This is a genomic window from Rothia sp. P13129 (assembly GCF_048512865.1).
Taxonomy (GTDB): domain Bacteria; phylum Actinomycetota; class Actinomycetes; order Actinomycetales; family Micrococcaceae; genus Rothia.
Genome location: NZ_JBLXYA010000011.1, coordinates 39,587 through 54,059 on the forward strand (window position 1 = coordinate 39,587; position 14,473 = coordinate 54,059).

The 14,473-nt window shown below is 46.4% G+C and carries 12 protein-coding genes, 1 tRNA gene and 1 other RNA gene; 5 read left to right on the forward strand and 9 right to left on the reverse strand.

Annotation, left to right across the window (positions count from 1 at the left end; translation table 11 throughout):
- The first annotated feature begins 335 nt into the window (after window positions 1-335).
- Window positions 336-1,511, forward strand: a complete 1,176-nt coding sequence (locus ACN081_RS07840) for a glycosyltransferase 87 family protein (RefSeq protein WP_419107454.1) — start codon at window positions 336-338, stop codon at window positions 1,509-1,511.
- A gap of 160 nt (window positions 1,512-1,671) precedes the next feature.
- On the opposite strand, the gene ACN081_RS07845 is transcribed toward ACN081_RS07840, so the two are convergent.
- Entirely contained in the window at window positions 1,672-3,168 is a 1,497-nt protein-coding gene (locus tag ACN081_RS07845) for a SulP family inorganic anion transporter (RefSeq protein WP_419103816.1), read from the reverse strand.
- A gap of 161 nt (window positions 3,169-3,329) precedes the next feature.
- On the opposite strand from ACN081_RS07845, the gene tgt reads away from it, so the two are divergent.
- Together tgt and ACN081_RS07855 are read left to right on the forward strand one after the other, a co-directional pair.
- Window positions 3,330-4,634 carry a tRNA guanosine(34) transglycosylase Tgt gene (gene tgt, locus ACN081_RS07850; RefSeq protein WP_419103831.1) on the forward strand — a complete coding sequence of 435 codons (1,305 nt, stop codon included), beginning with the start codon at window positions 3,330-3,332 and terminating at the stop codon, window positions 4,632-4,634.
- Between the two features lie 74 nt (window positions 4,635-4,708).
- Window positions 4,709-5,164 (forward strand): hypothetical protein, encoded by a 456-nt coding sequence (locus ACN081_RS07855; RefSeq protein ID WP_419107455.1) that lies wholly within the window; start codon window positions 4,709-4,711, stop codon window positions 5,162-5,164.
- A gap of 99 nt (window positions 5,165-5,263) precedes the next feature.
- Here the strand turns inward: ACN081_RS07855 and ykgO are convergent, their stop codons facing one another.
- From ykgO to ACN081_RS07885, 6 genes are all read right to left on the reverse strand, one after another.
- Window positions 5,264-5,386 (reverse strand): type B 50S ribosomal protein L36, encoded by a 123-nt coding sequence (gene ykgO / locus ACN081_RS07860; RefSeq protein ID WP_419102357.1) that lies wholly within the window; start codon window positions 5,384-5,386, stop codon window positions 5,264-5,266.
- 34 nt (window positions 5,387-5,420) lie between these two features.
- The gene (locus tag ACN081_RS07865) at window positions 5,421-6,521 is read right to left on the reverse strand and encodes a GTP-binding protein (protein ID WP_419107456.1); all 1,101 of its coding nucleotides are present in this window, start codon (window positions 6,519-6,521) and stop codon (window positions 5,421-5,423) included.
- A gap of 217 nt (window positions 6,522-6,738) precedes the next feature.
- Complete coding sequence (locus ACN081_RS07870) at window positions 6,739-8,109, reverse strand: amino acid permease (protein WP_419107468.1); 1,371 nt, start codon at window positions 8,107-8,109, stop codon at window positions 6,739-6,741.
- A gap of 268 nt (window positions 8,110-8,377) precedes the next feature.
- A complete protein-coding gene (locus ACN081_RS07875; protein WP_419103819.1) occupies window positions 8,378-9,808 on the reverse strand; it encodes an amino acid permease in 1,431 nt (476 codons plus the stop codon).
- A 153-nt stretch (window positions 9,809-9,961) separates the two neighbouring features.
- A complete protein-coding gene (locus ACN081_RS07880; RefSeq protein ID WP_419103820.1) occupies window positions 9,962-10,654 on the reverse strand; it encodes a queuosine precursor transporter in 693 nt (230 codons plus the stop codon).
- Window positions 10,655-10,895: 241 nt separating this feature from the next.
- Complete coding sequence (locus ACN081_RS07885; RefSeq protein WP_419107457.1) at window positions 10,896-11,699, reverse strand: hydroxymethylpyrimidine/phosphomethylpyrimidine kinase; 804 nt, start codon at window positions 11,697-11,699, stop codon at window positions 10,896-10,898.
- A 150-nt stretch (window positions 11,700-11,849) separates the two neighbouring features.
- Between ACN081_RS07885 and ACN081_RS07890 the strand changes: the two genes are divergently transcribed.
- Window positions 11,850-12,515, forward strand: coding sequence for a TetR/AcrR family transcriptional regulator (locus tag ACN081_RS07890; RefSeq protein ID WP_419103822.1), 666 nt, complete (start codon window positions 11,850-11,852; stop codon window positions 12,513-12,515).
- A gap of 183 nt (window positions 12,516-12,698) precedes the next feature.
- Here ACN081_RS07890 and ACN081_RS07895 read toward each other — a convergent pair whose 3' ends face one another.
- Entirely contained in the window at window positions 12,699-13,310 is a 612-nt protein-coding gene (locus ACN081_RS07895; RefSeq protein ID WP_419107458.1) for a hypothetical protein, read from the reverse strand.
- Window positions 13,311-14,098: 788 nt separating this feature from the next.
- A tRNA-Ser gene (locus tag ACN081_RS07900) sits at window positions 14,099-14,186 on the reverse strand.
- A gap of 174 nt (window positions 14,187-14,360) precedes the next feature.
- On the opposite strand from ACN081_RS07900, the gene ffs reads away from it, so the two are divergent.
- An RNA gene (gene ffs, locus ACN081_RS07905) (signal recognition particle sRNA small type) lies at window positions 14,361-14,457 on the forward strand.
- Window positions 14,458-14,473: the final 16 nt, after the last annotated feature.

The window sequence follows — 14,473 nt, forward strand, 5'->3', positions numbered from 1 at the left end:
TGAATATATTTCATACTAATTTTGTTCAAACGTTAAAATCAAAGGTTGCTCATATCGCCATATGACGTATTCTTACCCTTCCGCGCAAGCAGCTCAGAACGGATACCTTTTGCATCAAATTCTGCGAGCCACCTCAAGATGAAAGTTATTTTGAACGCCTCACACTAAGAGTTATTATAAAAATTCTTAAATTTCTATCTAGAGGCAATTAAAATAATATGCTAAAGTGACTTGTATCATCTTTATTGCTTCCGAAACCCACCCAAGGAGTTATCATGGGTAAAGAATATATCACAAATCACACCTTTTGCAGTAACCAATAAGCAAAAATATAAATGGGAAATATAAAACATAAAACATTTTTACTCGCAGTATCTTACGGGATATTGATAGCCTCTATCAGAATATCTCTTATACATTTTCAAATTGGGTATAGCCCAGTAGATTACGGGGTCTATAAAAATGTAAGCAGTCTCCTGCAACACGGTTTAAGTATCTACGACAATGACGCTATTGGAACATATGTAGAACAGGGGCTTCCTTTTGTATACACACCTTTCTCTGCCATAATACTCTATCCCTTAGGATATTTCCCAGAGCCTTTAGGTGTATTTACTTGGACTTTTTTAAACGCAATTTTACTGTTTTATATAGTCAAGATATCTATTAATGATATTAGCGGAATAAAAATATTTTTATTTTCACTAATGTTTTCGTCGTTTAATATCATAGCTCAGCACTTTATGTTTGGGCAAATAAATATAATACTATGCTTTTTATGTCTTTATGACTTGCTTCGCAAGAACATAAAGGTGCTCCCCCGAGGTATATTAATAGGAATAGCTGCAGGAATTAAACTGACCCCCGCGCTATTTATCGCATTTTTCTTATTTTCAAAGAGATGGAAATATTTTATTTATTCTTCTATTTCATTTTTGATAACAGTCATTATAGGTTTTCTTTTTACTCCCCACAATACGGTGGAATATTTTACCTCTAAAATCTTTAACCTCTCTTCAGTAGTAGACTTAGGCCAAAACTTTTCAACGTCGGGGAATAGCTCAATACAAGGTGTTATCTCTAGATGGACTGGTAATCACGACAGTGCACTAGTTGCCTTACTTTCACTTTTTGTAATATCAATATCGTTCATAGCAGCATCGCGTCTATTACAATTAGGTGATTATCTAGCTGTAGCTTCTATCATTGGAGTCGCGTCATGCCTGCTCTCACCAGTATCGTGGTTACACCATTGGGTCTGGGCTGTTCCTTCAATCATATGGCTCCTACGCTCAACCCGACAGCTGTTTAAGATACCTCTTGCAGTAGCATGGTCGCTAGTATGTATGGTCCAAGGAACAGATTTAGGTGACTATCTTGCATCAGTTGGTGCACCACTACTATTTTACGAGTTCTTCAGATCATCACTTGTGTTGTGCGGAATACTCTGGATTATGTACATGTTTGCGAACACCACTAGAAGAATTTTAAACAATAAAACGGGGCTATAATCGGTCAGTACCGACTATAGCCCCGTGGCAAACAGTGATATGCAGTATTGCATGCATCATCAAAAATGTAGAGTTGAGTTAGATTCTACTGCGACGCTTTCAACCACAATACGCAGGAATAGGTCCTGCGATGTATTTTTAGTTGGTGTTACGTAGCTCTTTAGCCAAGTTTTCCGCTAAGACGGTTATTCATTCCGTGGCTCATCTCATTGAGACCAAAAACTGTTGCTGTTTTTCCAAGAGTCTCATACTTAAAAATAATGGAATCTAATGCTGAAACAGTAGAAGCATCCCACACATGAGAATTACTCAAATCAATCACAATATTCTTGGGATCATCACTATACGAGAACTGGTAGTACAAGTCGTTTGATGAGGCGAAAAACAACGGGCCATTGACACTGTACGTTACAGTATCTTCGCCCTGCACAGCACGCTCCACCGTGACCACATGGGCAACACGTCTCGCAAAAAGAACCATCGCAACAAGAATACCGATACCAACACCAAGAGCAAGATTATGTGTACCGACAGTAACAAGCACCGTCATCAGCATGACGGCGGTCTCTGCTCGTGGCATAGCTTTAAGGGTGCTCCAGCGTACGGAATGCCAGTTAAATGTACTAATAGCAACAAGAATCATGACGGCAACAAGCGCAGCCATAGGAATTCTCGCAACAATATCTCCAAGAACAACAGAGAGCACCAAAACAAAAATTCCTGCACAGAAAGTAGAAACACGTGAACGAGCGTTACCTGTTTTAACGTTAATCATGGTTTGCCCAATCATGGCGCATCCTCCCATACCGCCAAAGGCTGCAGTAACGATATTCGCCACGCCCTGTCCCCATGATTCACGGGTTTTATTGGAATGAGTGTCCGTAATATCATCGACCAGTTTTGCGGTCATGAGGGATTCGACCAGACCCACAAATGCCATAGCAAGCGCAAAGGGGAAAATGGTTTTAAGAGTTTCTACAGTGAGCGGTACGTCGATAACGCTCAATACCGGCAATGAATGTGGAAGCTCACCATATTCACCGACAGTAGGCACTTTAATACCCGCGTATATTGTCACCGCAGTGAGAAGAATAATAGCGATGAGAGGCGCTGGAATAGTTGTGGTGATTTTAGGGAGACCAAACACAATGATGAGTCCAACAACAACTAGCGGATAGACAGCAAAAGGCACGTCGATGAGCTGTGGCAGTTGAGAAGAAAAAATCAGGATAGCGAGCGCGTTGACGAAGCCGACCATGACTTGGCGCGGGATAAAACGCATGAGTTTAGCGACGCCGAAAACTGCTAGGAGTATTTGAAGAACTCCGGCAAGGAGCACTGCTGCAATGAGGTGGGGCAATCCGTGGGTTGCCATAAGTGGTGCGATAACGAGGGCGGTAGATCCTGCTGCGCCGGATATCATGGCGCGACGTCCACCAGTTATGGCGATAGTTGTTGCCATGGTGAAGCAGGCGAAGAGCCCAACTTGCGGGTCTACTCCGGCGACGACGGAGAATGCGAGTGCTTCGGGGATGAGCGCTAACGCGGTGACAAGTCCGGCGAGTATTTCGATGAGTAAGAGTTTGGGGTGTTTGAGGACGGTGAGTGTTGCTCCACGTTGTGTGGGGCTTAGTGCGGGGTGGGGTGTGGTGTGCATGCTCTCTTTTGCCGGTTGTGTGGTGACAGAATATTTGAACAAGCCTAGCAGGGTTATGTGCTGGTGTCTGATGTGGGGAGTGTGAGTTAGCACGGCTTAGCGTGTGCAGATGCAGATGTCATGGAGTCTGTAGCTGGCGACCGAGTAGACTAGTGTCCGTGCTGAATACTGATTTTTCTAATCCAACATTTTCTTTTGAGCTGGGTGAGCGTCTTGCCGAGCGTGAGCAGATTTCTGCTGAGCGTACTGCTGCTAATGGTGGTGAGTTTCGCGGTAGAACTGGTGTGATTCATACTCCTCATGGTGATATTCATACTCCTGCTTTTACTCCGGTGGGGACGAAGGCAACGGTTAAGGCTGTTTTACCTGAGGCGATGAAGGAGCTTGGTTCGCAGGCTCTTTTGGCGAATGCGTATCACTTGTATTTGCAGCCGGGGCCTGATGTTCTTGATGCTGCCGGTGGTCTTGGCCGTTTTATGAATTGGTCGGGTCCGACGTTTACCGATTCTGGTGGTTTTCAGGTGATGAGCCTAGGTTCTGGGTTCAAAAAGGTGATTGATATGGGCACCGTTGAGCAGGCTCGCGGTGTTGATGGGCGCCCGTTGGGTGATGATGATGTTGCTCGTGGGCGTGAGCGTATGGCGCATGTTGATGATGATGGCGTTAATTTTAAGTCTCATATTAATGGCAGTATGCACCGGTTTACGCCTGAGGTGTCGATGCAGGTTCAGCATAAAATTGGTGCTGACATTATGTTTGCTTTTGATGAGTTGACGACGCTTTATAATTCTCGTCGTTATCAGGAGGAGGCGTTAGAGCGTACTCGTTTGTGGGCTTTGCGTTGTATTGCTGAGCATGAGCGTTTGACGGTTGAGCGTTCTGATAAGCCGTATCAGGCTTTGTTTGGTGTTATTCAGGGCGCCCAGTATGAGGATTTACGTCGGCAGGCTTGTCGTGATTTGGGTGCGATGCCGTTTGATGGTTTTGGTATTGGTGGCGCTTTAGAAAAAGAGAATTTGGGGACGATTGTTCGCTGGTGTACTGAGGAGTTGCCGGAGAATAAGCCTCGTCATCTTTTGGGTATTTCTGAGCCGGACGATATTTTTACCGGTATTGAGAATGGTGTTGATACTTTTGATTGTGTTTCGCCGACTCGTGTTGCCCGTAATTCTGCGGTGTATACCCCTGATGGGCGTATGAATTTGACGAATGCTCGTTTTAAGACTGATTTTCGTCCGATTTTTGAGGGTTGTGATTGTTATACCTGCGGTCATTACACTCGTGCGTATCTTCATCATTTGTTTAAGGCTGAGGAACGTTTGTCTGCGACGTTGGCATCTATCCATAATGAGCGTTTTATTGTGAAGATGGTTGATGATGCTCGTGAGGCGATTAATCAGGGTGATTATTTTGCGTATCGTGATGAGTTTCTCGGTAATTATTATTCTGATCGTCGCCCTGAGTAGGGTTTATTCTTTTTTTGATTTTTGGAGGTTTTGTGTCGGGTTTTCCGTTAGATCATGTTTCTGAGAATGAGGTTGTGAGTGTTTCTCATGATTTTGTGGTCAGTTCTGATGAGTTGTTGGCTGCGTTTACTTCGCGTGATCTCTTTTTGCAGTGGTATCCGCCGCGTGGTTGGTCAGTTCAGCCGGATACGGTGACTTTTGAGCCTCAGCGTGGTGGGCGTGTTCAGTTGGCGATGAAGCATGAGTCTGAGCTGAATGTTTTTGCTCCGGTGTATCTTCGTTTTGAGTCGATTTCTCTTGAGGGTTTGGAGTTGGTGGAGTCTATTGCTGGGCCGATGGGTGAGCCGACGGATCATTTGATGGGTATTCGTATTGGTTTTGTTCCGGGTACGGTGATTACGTCTTCTGGTGTTGGTGAAGGTATTACGGTGAAGGTTGAGGTAGGTCCGTTGCCGGAGCAGGTTCATGATGATGTGGCTGCTACGTGGAAGGGTTCTTTGACGAAGTTGGAGGAGGTTCTTTCTTCGTAGTTGGCGCCTATTTTTAGGTGGTGGTAAGCCCCTGCTGTGTCCTCGTGGTTCGTTGGTGTTCTTTTGGGGGTGGTACAGCAGGGGCTTTTTGGTGGGGTTTTAGCCTTGGCGGGCTTTGTATCGTGGGTTTTTCTTGTTGATGACGTAGGTTTTTCCGCGTCTGCGGACGACTTGTGCTCCGGGTAGGTTTTTGAGTGAGCGTAGTGATTTACGAACTTTCATGTTTTTCCTTTTCTGGGTGGGTGTTGGTTCCTCGTTAGCTGGTGCTGTTGAGGAGGTTTTCTGCTATTTCTTCTCCAGTGATAATGCACTGGTTGAGAAGTTCTTGGAGTTCGGTGGGGTTGAGGTCGTCTCCGGTGATGGCGATGGTGTTGTGTGGTTCTTGTTGTTCCCATTGCCCTTGTTGTTCGAGCCAGACGAAGGGTCCGATGCCTTCGATGGCGATACGTTCTGAACCGTAGCTGTTGATGCAGAGTGTTCCGCGAAGTCGGCAGTTGCCTTCTGCTAGGTGTGGTAGTGCGGAGGCGAATCTGTCGTGGTGGAGGATTCCGGAGGTTGTGAGGACGACGGTGGTGAAGTTTTTTCCGGTGCGTATGGCGGTGTTGATAGGTGTGTGTTGTGGGGTTTCGTTGGTGATGGGGGTGAGTTCTTGGGTGTTGATTCCTAGGTGTCCGGCTTGTGCTCGTTGAATGCTGTCTTCTCGTTGGTGGCATCCGCAGATGGGTTGTGTTGTTTCTGTGCAGGAGATGATTTTTAGGTGTGTTCCGAGGTGTGCGAGGAGTTCTTGGGCGCGGTGTTTTTCGGTGTCGGTGCTGTGGGTGAAGGGTATTTCTGAGGTGATGGCGGTGTCTGCCCAGGCGATTTCGGTGATGATGAATTCTCCGGGGGTTCGTTCGTCTTCGCAGCCGCCGTTGAGGCCTCGTTGTTCGAGGGGTTTGTTGTCCCAGAGTTCGTCTTCGATGGTGCTGATGTCGAGGGCGAGGATGGCGCTGTGTATGTGGCGTTCTAGTTTTTCTGCGACGTTGATGACGGTGTTGAGGGATACTCCTGGTGGTAGGAGGATGAGGGTTTCTTCTGTGTTATCTGATAGTTGTAGGCAGTCGGAGAGGAGGAGTGTGGTTGCGCAGGATGAGCAGTTACTTTTGAGGATGATGTCGGTGGTTTTGGTGGTCTCGTGGTGGTTTCGGGTGACTCGTATGGTGATTTTTTCGGGGTGTGCGTTTTCTTCGGGGTCGAGGATGTCGAAGCTGAGGATGGTAGGTGTAGTGTCGGTGCTATTTTTGAGTGCTTTGAGTGCGGTGTTGAGGGCGTTGTCTCGTGCCCAGTGGCTCAGTGAGGAGATAGCTGTGATGGACATACACCCAAGCATAAATGAGAATCGTTCTCATGTAAACTTCAGAAGAAGCGTGTTATTCAACACGAGACATTAAACGCCAAGGCCCCCTTAGATTCGGGGGCCTTGAGCAACACACAGACATTGAATGCATGAGAAGATCACGCGTTCTAATACCTATAGTCTAAACGATAATGATTCTCATATACAAGAGTTGTGCAGAAAAAGTTTTAACAAATCATCAAGCCTCTGAAGAAGACCCACTAGCACGCCGAGCCTCCTCAAACGCGCTCTCATCCACGACATGAACCTTACGTACCACCGCAAAATACACCATCGTCAAAACCACAAAATACGCAACCCCAACCGTAGCAGGAGCAATCGTCCCCTGAGTAGCAAAAAGCGCAGACCATACGGCACAAAGTCCTACAATTCCCAGAGCACCCGTCGCACGACCACCCCAAAGACGAAACGCAGACGAATTACCTTCAACACGTTTAAACGCAAGATACGCCAAAAGAATCAGAACCCACACCGTCAAAGCACTCACCATAACCAGCGTAATCATCGTGCCAAAAGCATCACCAGGTTTAAACACTGCCAAAAGAATAGCTAAAACAACACCCAGCGTAGAAAGCCACATCGCCCGAACAGGAATACCTTGACGATTCGTACGAGACATCATCCGAGGAGCCATAGAATCAGCAGCCAAAGAATGCATCAAACGAGTACCCGCATAAAGATTTGCATTCGCCGCAGAAAGCGAAGCCACCAACACCACAAGGTTAGTAATCGTCGCAATCGCAGGAATACCCAGCTCAGAGAACACCAACACAAAAGGTGACCCCTCAACTTCCCCATTAAACGTTGCAGCCTGACGCCAAGGAATCACCGAAACAACCACAAACAACGAAAGAATATAAAACGTTGCAAGACGCCACATCATCGCTTTGGCAGAAGAACGCACCGAACGAGCCGGATTTTTCGCTTCAGCAGCAGAAATAGAAATCATTTCAATACCGCCAAAAGAAAACATCACAATCGCCAACGAAAGCCACACAGACTTAATACCGCCCGGCATAAAACCACCGTCGTCACTCAAATGCGCAATACCCGTAGCAGCATGCCCCGGCAGACCGAAGAACACCAAGCACAAACCCACCAGAATAAAGGCACTCAGCGCAATCACTTTCACCGACGATAAAGCAAACTCCATCACGCCAAAATAATGCACAGAACGAATATTCAACAAGATAATTAGGACGCCAAAGGCCACAATGCCAACCCATAACGGAAGCTGTGGCCACCAGAACTTCAGATAAGAGGCCACCGCAACGAGCTCAATACCGGTAATAACCATGGTGCACGTCCAATAAGCCCAACGCGTCAAGAACCCGGCGAAAGGCCCAAGATACTTACCAGCGATAGACCCAAAACCGCCACGCACCGGAGAATGAACTGCCATCTCCCCCGTTGCTCCGCCAATAATGGCAGCAAGCAAAGAGCCACAAGCATACGAGAGAATAACTGCTGGACCAGCTAACGCAATAGCGCTACCAGAGCCAAGGAAAAGCCCCGTACCTAATGCTGAGCCCAACACAATCATCGTCATCTGACCATGGGTCAAAGAACGCTTAAGGTTTCGAGAATCTTCGAATGTAGATCTAGTCACCGAAGTTGCCACAATATATATCCTTTATGATGCGAGAGTTCCTCGTCCTCCGTAGAGTTTTCAAAACTACCAAACGATAGACAGAACCCTCAAAAAGATGAAGAAGATAAACAAAAAGAGAAGAAAAACGTTACGGTTCGCACCATATGATGCGCGATAGTTCATATCAACCGTGCAATATGGTGCGAACCGTCTAGTGTGTTATCCACTAGTTTTGATAATGCTCAACATGTGAACGAGCCTCTTCAAAAGCAGTGTCATCAACGTGTTGACGAGAGCGAACACCTGCAAAATAGACCACAGTGATGAGGGCGAAGAAGCCAACACCAACCATCGCAGAAGTGGTCATATTACCAATGAAGAAAAGCGCTAAGAAGGTTGCAAAAACACCAATTAGACCTAGTAAAGCAGTTGCAGAACCGCCCCATACACGGAATGGAGAACTGTTACCCTCAACGCGTTTAAAGCTGATGTAGCTCAGAAGAATCATCGTCCACGTAACAAGGACGCAGAGAATGACCAAAGCCATCATCAACGAGAAAATACCGCCAACACCAGAAATAGCCATCACAATAGCAACAACAGAGCCAAGCATCGAAACGCCTAAAGCAAGTGCCGGAATACCCTGCGAGGTGGTTCGCGCAAAAATTGCGGGCGCCATACGATCGTGCCCCAAGGCGTGAAGCTGCCGTGTTGCGGCGTAAAGGGCGGCATTAGCTCCAGAAAGAGCAGCAATCAGAACAACAAAGTTAGTGATACCCGCAATATAGGGGATGTTCAGTTGAGAGAAGACGAGCACAAAAGGAGAAGTCTCAATCTCTCCGTGCAAGGAGGAAGCTTCACGCCAAGGAATGACAGAAACGACAACGAAAAGTGCTAGTACATAGAACGTTGCAAGACGCCACATCATCGCTTTGGCTGAAGCTCGAACCGAACGCACAGGGTCTTTCGCCTCTGCAGCAGAGATAGAGATGAGTTCGATACCGCCGAAGGAGAACATCACGATAGCCAAGGCGAGCCAGATTGAGGACAATCCATTTGGCATGAATCCGCCGTCGTTGGTGAGGTTTTGGATACCAACTGCGGGGCTTGATGGAAGACCAACAAAAACCAGCAATAAGCCAAAGATAATGAAAACGATTACGGCAATAACTTTGATGGAAGAAAGGAAGAATTCAAGTGTTCCAAAAGATTTAACGCTCGTGAGGTTCAGCCCCACAATGATTGCCCCTGAGAGGGCAACCCATATCCAGAGGGGCACGGTGGGGTACCAATAGGTCATGTATTGTCCGACGGCTACAAGTTCGGCGCCGGTGAGAGGTACAGTCGTCGCCCAATATGCCCATCGTGTAGTGTATCCGGCGTAGGGGCCGAGGAATTTTCCGGCGAGTGTGCCAAAGCCACCACGAACGGGATAGCGTACGGCCATTTCGCCGGCACAAGCGCCGATGATTGCGGCAATGAGTGAGCCAATCATGTACGAGATAATGACGGCTGGGCCGGCAATGGCAATAGCTCCGCCAGAGCCGAGGAATAGTCCAGTGCCGACGGCTAGTCCGAGGGCAATCATGGTCATTTGACCGTGGCTCAGTGAGCGTTCGAGTCCGCCGTCTGGGGTGGGTTCTTGTTGAGAAGCCATGGAGTGTACCTTATGGGTGTGGATGGTAATGCATATACATGCATATTGGATGATATATATGCTACAGCTCTTGGCTCACTCTTTCGGAGTTTTGTTCAGATTATGGTCTTTTAGATGCGCCACATCTTATCTTCTCTATACAGCATTACGAATCTACGAAGAAGCCGTCTCAGATACGCTCCGATAAGTTGGCTCATTCTTCTTAAACCACGAAATCACCGGAACAGTGACGGGCATCAGCACAAGTTCGACAAGACATTTATAGAAATAGCCGACAAGAACATAGTTGAGGTAATTATCAAAAGTACTAATTCCAAGAATCGGTGCAGCAACAGTACAGAAAATAATAGTGTCTGCCAGTTCGCCTACTAGGGTAGATCCAACAAGCCGACCAACAAGGAACTTGCCGTCAAAACGTTTTTTCATGGCAACCATAACCCATGAGTTCAGTAGCTGGCCAATAAGGTATCCAGCAAGAGAGCCAGCAACAATCAACGGTACCGGACCCAGCACAGCTTCTAAGGCTTGTTGGTTCTCGTAGTAGTCTGCACTCGGAAGTTTAATGAGTATCCAGAAACTAAGGCTTGCAAAAGCTGCCGCTAGAAACGAGATAATAATGACTCTACGAGTGCGCGCAAAACCATAAATTTCGGAGAGAACATCCCCAATAATGTAAGCCAAGGGAAAGAGGAAGAAACCGCCGTCAGTGAGGATACTGCCGAAAGCAACACCTTTCGTGGCAGCAATGTTAGAGAGGATAAGAATAATAGCCGAGGCACACAGTAATAGATCGTAGTAGGTACGAGAAGGCTGGGCATAGTGTTGTTGTGAGGCGGTGGCGGGCATAAAGTCGCTCCTTGAACTTAAATAGGTAGGGAGTGTCATTGAGATATGCTGCCCGTCTGCCACCCAGGCATTTTCTCTAGAAGAAGTATAGTGCCTTCAGGGTAGAAGATAAACTTCTGCGGTGACGAATTTTATGGTCATACATAGTATTCGTCACCGCAGAAGTTACGATGTACCCTCATACTGCACGTTGTCATAAACACTCCAAGAGTGTTACAGCGCAGCTTGTGTAGGGATGGTGCTATTGGTTGATTTGGTAGAGCGCATCAAAGGGCGCGTTAGAACGGACGCGTTCTGCGATACCGGCACTCACAAACTTTTTCGCCTGTTGTGCTGCTTCAAGGGGCGTTTTTCCTTGCGCCAAGTAGCCGGTAATGGCAGCGGCAAGGGTACAACCTGCACCGGCGACAACTGCACCATCATCAATTTTGGGTGTTTCTAATACTTCGAGGGTGTTTCCGTCATAGTAGACGTCCACTGCATTATCACCTTCGAGTCGGATAGAACCTTTTGCCAGAACTGTTGCGCCAGACTTTTCGTGGATGATGCGCGCTGCTTGCTCTAGTTCTTTAACGGTGGTGATGGAATCCATACCAGATAAGCTCATTGATTCAAAGTGGTTCGGGGTGACGAAAGTTGCCAGCGGTAAAATTTTTTCTTTAAGAGCGTTGTCAATATCTAATGCGGCACCGGGTTCTTGTCCCTTACAGATAAGTACGGGGTCTAGTACAAGGTTTTTAGGGGTGTGTTCTTCAAGGAAGCGTGCCACTGTTTCGATGGTGGGTACGGTGCCGAGCATTCCAATTTTCACGGCGTCAAGATTGTAGGTTGCGTGCACTACTTCTAATTGGTCGTGCACAGTCTGAGCGTCCACGGGAACGAAGCGGTGTGCCCAGTCGTTCTTAGGGTCGAATGAAACAATGCAGGTAAGTGCGAGGGAACCATAAACGCCGAGGGCTTGGAATGTTTTGAGGTCTGCTTGTGCGCCTGCTCCGCCGGTTGCCTCGTTACCGGCGATGGTTAACGCGTAGGGTCGTTTTGTCATAGCGTCAATGTACCGCGTGGTAGCGATATTCGCTCGTTTTTTACACTAAACCCGTGTTTTTGTGATTCAGACTACTCTGCATTCTGAGATTACGCTGACAGTTTTCCGGTTTTTGTCACTATCTGAGCAAAGTTAGTATACAGTAGCGTTATGCCTAGAATTTCTGCAGCCTCAAACGCGGCACAACGCGAGAACACCAAACGTGCCATTCTCGACTCTTTTGGTCGACTCCTCTATATGCGTGGACTACCCGGACTCACCATGACCGACGTCGCAAAAAACGCTGGTATTGGACGCACCGCAGTCTATAACTATTTTGCAGATATGGGCGAGCTACTTGTAGCATACGCAATGGACGAAACGGACAAGTTCCTCTCCGATCTTAACGAGGGCCTTGAGGGTATCACCAACCCGATTGACAAACTTGCCGTATATATCCGCCTAGAAATTGAGCGTCTTTCCCTACATCACATGCCACCGGGGCCAGCAATGCGTTCAGTACTCTCCCCCGAGTCTTTCGCAAAACTAGGCAAGCACGTATCCGCGTTGCAGATTGTTCTGGGGAAAATACTTCAAGAAGCTATCGACCAAGGTTACATTCTAGAGAACGATATTCGCGAAATGGCTCGTCTTATTCACGGTTCTCTCTCTTCTAGTGCAGAGCGCACTGACGAGACACCTGATGCTAAGGCACGTCAACGTCATATTGATTCAACGATTCGTTTTATTCAAATGGGTCTAGGCGCTCGTTTTGATGAGGTTGGAAATCCTGTACGTTTGGACGGAAAGAGCCCTTATTTAGTAGCTGTTTCTTAACATATATTTTTTATATATACACGTGGGGTTTGATAAGATTTTTTATCAAACCCCACGTGTATTTTTTAAGAAGATATTATTTTATGATTTACTATTCTTTTAAATGCATTGTTCCCGCAAAGATTTATTGTGCGGGAACAATGCTGTTATCTAAATAATAGATTTTTTATGCTTTTAAGCATATTAGCGGGTAAATACCTGAGTGCGCGCGAGACCATTCTTGTTTTCCAAAGGTCCACCGTTAATACGCATACGAATTTGGTAGAGATAAGATCTCCAGATGCTTGGATCACCTTCATTAGAGAAGAAGTCATACTTTGGGAACCAGTAAGTTCCGCCACCACGGTTCTGCCCAGTTTCAGAGATATTGCTTCCACCTACCCAATAAGTTGTGTAAGGATAGACAGTCTGAGGAGCGCCATTTTGAGTTGCAACACGAGGCTCACGGGTATTATCACGAGAAAGGGTTGTCCAGAAAGGGCTGGAATCAGGCTGTGAAGTAAACGTGAAGTTATCGTAAGGTAGCCAATAGGTGATGCTCAAATCGCTTACGGTATCCTCGGGGACAACATTTTGGTACTGCACACCAAAAGGTCCACCAGGATTCGGGAAAACATGCGCATGGTAGTTATCTTCTACGAAGTGATTTACGCGTGAGCTACCATTCCAGCGAAGGTTAGGGTTGGTGTGTGGTTCATCAAATGATGCTGCATAAGCGGGGACAGCAGCAGTAGCCACAACTACTGGAGCAGCCCACGCTGCGGACTTAACTAAATTACGGCGAGTGACACTCATAATTACCTTTTTCTTATATACGTTGTGTGGTTTCCGTTGGTGAGGATTCATCAAAAATGAAGCTCAGGTAAAATCATAGACAACTCCGAGCAACCGTTCAAGAATATAAACGACATAAGAATTCAATGCAACGATAAAGATTTCGTATTTTTTCAGTTATCTAGAGGAAACTCTCACCAATTCTTAGCTTTGAGAAAAACGACACTTTTTATTTTCGGGAGTTTTGGTTTTCTCGAACTTATCACCTAGAGAAAAAATATAAGGTTTCTTTTCATTATTTTATTGCTATTTTTAAGTGTTTCTTTGAAGCAAGAGAAAATCTAAAATACACCCTATTTACTAGTTGAAATATCCAAAAGTAGGATGTTGAAGCATCGAAAAAATTCTTGAACAGTAAAGTTTAAAGAGCAACTTAGCCGTGGACACCAGTCACCCAAACAGCCCACAGATAACATTTCGCTTATCCGACACTTTTTGCGAAAATATCAGACAAATGGTCAGAAACTCTCAGACAACTTTGATATCAGAACGTTAGAAGGCTCTAGAGCTTATCGAAAATTGTTACGTAAACCACTTACCTTTGTCCGCAAAATGAGACACAAAAAGACATAACGCTTAAAGGGTTAGAACCTCGCGCAACAGAGTCTGTCGTCATCACAATCAAACCTATAAACATGTGAAACGGATAGAGAAGACTACCATTCGGCGCTCCACGCCAAAGAGATAAGCAGTAAATATTTAAAGCAATAAGCTCATCACTATACGTAGTGATGAGCTTATTGCTTTTATGGCGGAGGATGGGGGATTTGAACCCCCGAGGGCGTTAACCCAACACGCGTTCCAGGCGTGCGCCATAGGCCGCTAGGCGAATCCTCCAAACGCTACGTAGCTTTCTCAAGCTTCACGTAAGCGAACAGATAAAAGCCTACCGCACTTTTTAAACGTTCGCAATTCCTAGCCCCTAACTTTTTCGTTAGCTACACCACTGACTGTTTTTTGCTTCACCACCTTGTCAGCTTTCTTTCAATGACTTTATGAGGTAGACTCTGTATCAGCCTCTTACGTGGCGTTATCTTGGAGAACTCCCCCAGGGTCGGAAGACAGCAAGGGTATCTGAGCTCTGACGGGTGCGTAAGGGGTCCTTTTTTATGCCCAAGCTTTAC

Coding starts and splice junctions, on each gene's coding strand:
- ACN081_RS07895 (WP_419107458.1), bottom strand. CDS start 13,310: ATGAGTGTCACTCGCCGTAATTTAGTTAAGTCCGCAGCGTGGGCTGCT.
- ACN081_RS07875 (WP_419103819.1), bottom strand. CDS start 9,808: ATGGCTTCTCAACAAGAACCCACCCCAGACGGCGGACTCGAACGCTCA.
- ACN081_RS07890 (WP_419103822.1), top strand. CDS start 11,850: ATGCCTAGAATTTCTGCAGCCTCAAACGCGGCACAACGCGAGAACACC.
- ACN081_RS07840 (WP_419107454.1), top strand. CDS start 336: ATGGGAAATATAAAACATAAAACATTTTTACTCGCAGTATCTTACGGG.
- ACN081_RS07870 (WP_419107468.1), bottom strand. CDS start 8,109: ATGACGATGATTGTGTTGGGCTCAGCATTAGGTACGGGGCTTTTCCTT.
- ACN081_RS07880 (WP_419103820.1), bottom strand. CDS start 10,654: ATGCCCGCCACCGCCTCACAACAACACTATGCCCAGCCTTCTCGTACC.
- ykgO (WP_419102357.1), bottom strand. CDS start 5,386: ATGAAAGTTCGTAAATCACTACGCTCACTCAAAAACCTACCCGGAGCA.
- ACN081_RS07865 (WP_419107456.1), bottom strand. CDS start 6,521: ATGTCCATCACAGCTATCTCCTCACTGAGCCACTGGGCACGAGACAAC.
- ACN081_RS07845 (WP_419103816.1), bottom strand. CDS start 3,168: ATGCACACCACACCCCACCCCGCACTAAGCCCCACACAACGTGGAGCA.
- ACN081_RS07885 (WP_419107457.1), bottom strand. CDS start 11,699: ATGACAAAACGACCCTACGCGTTAACCATCGCCGGTAACGAGGCAACC.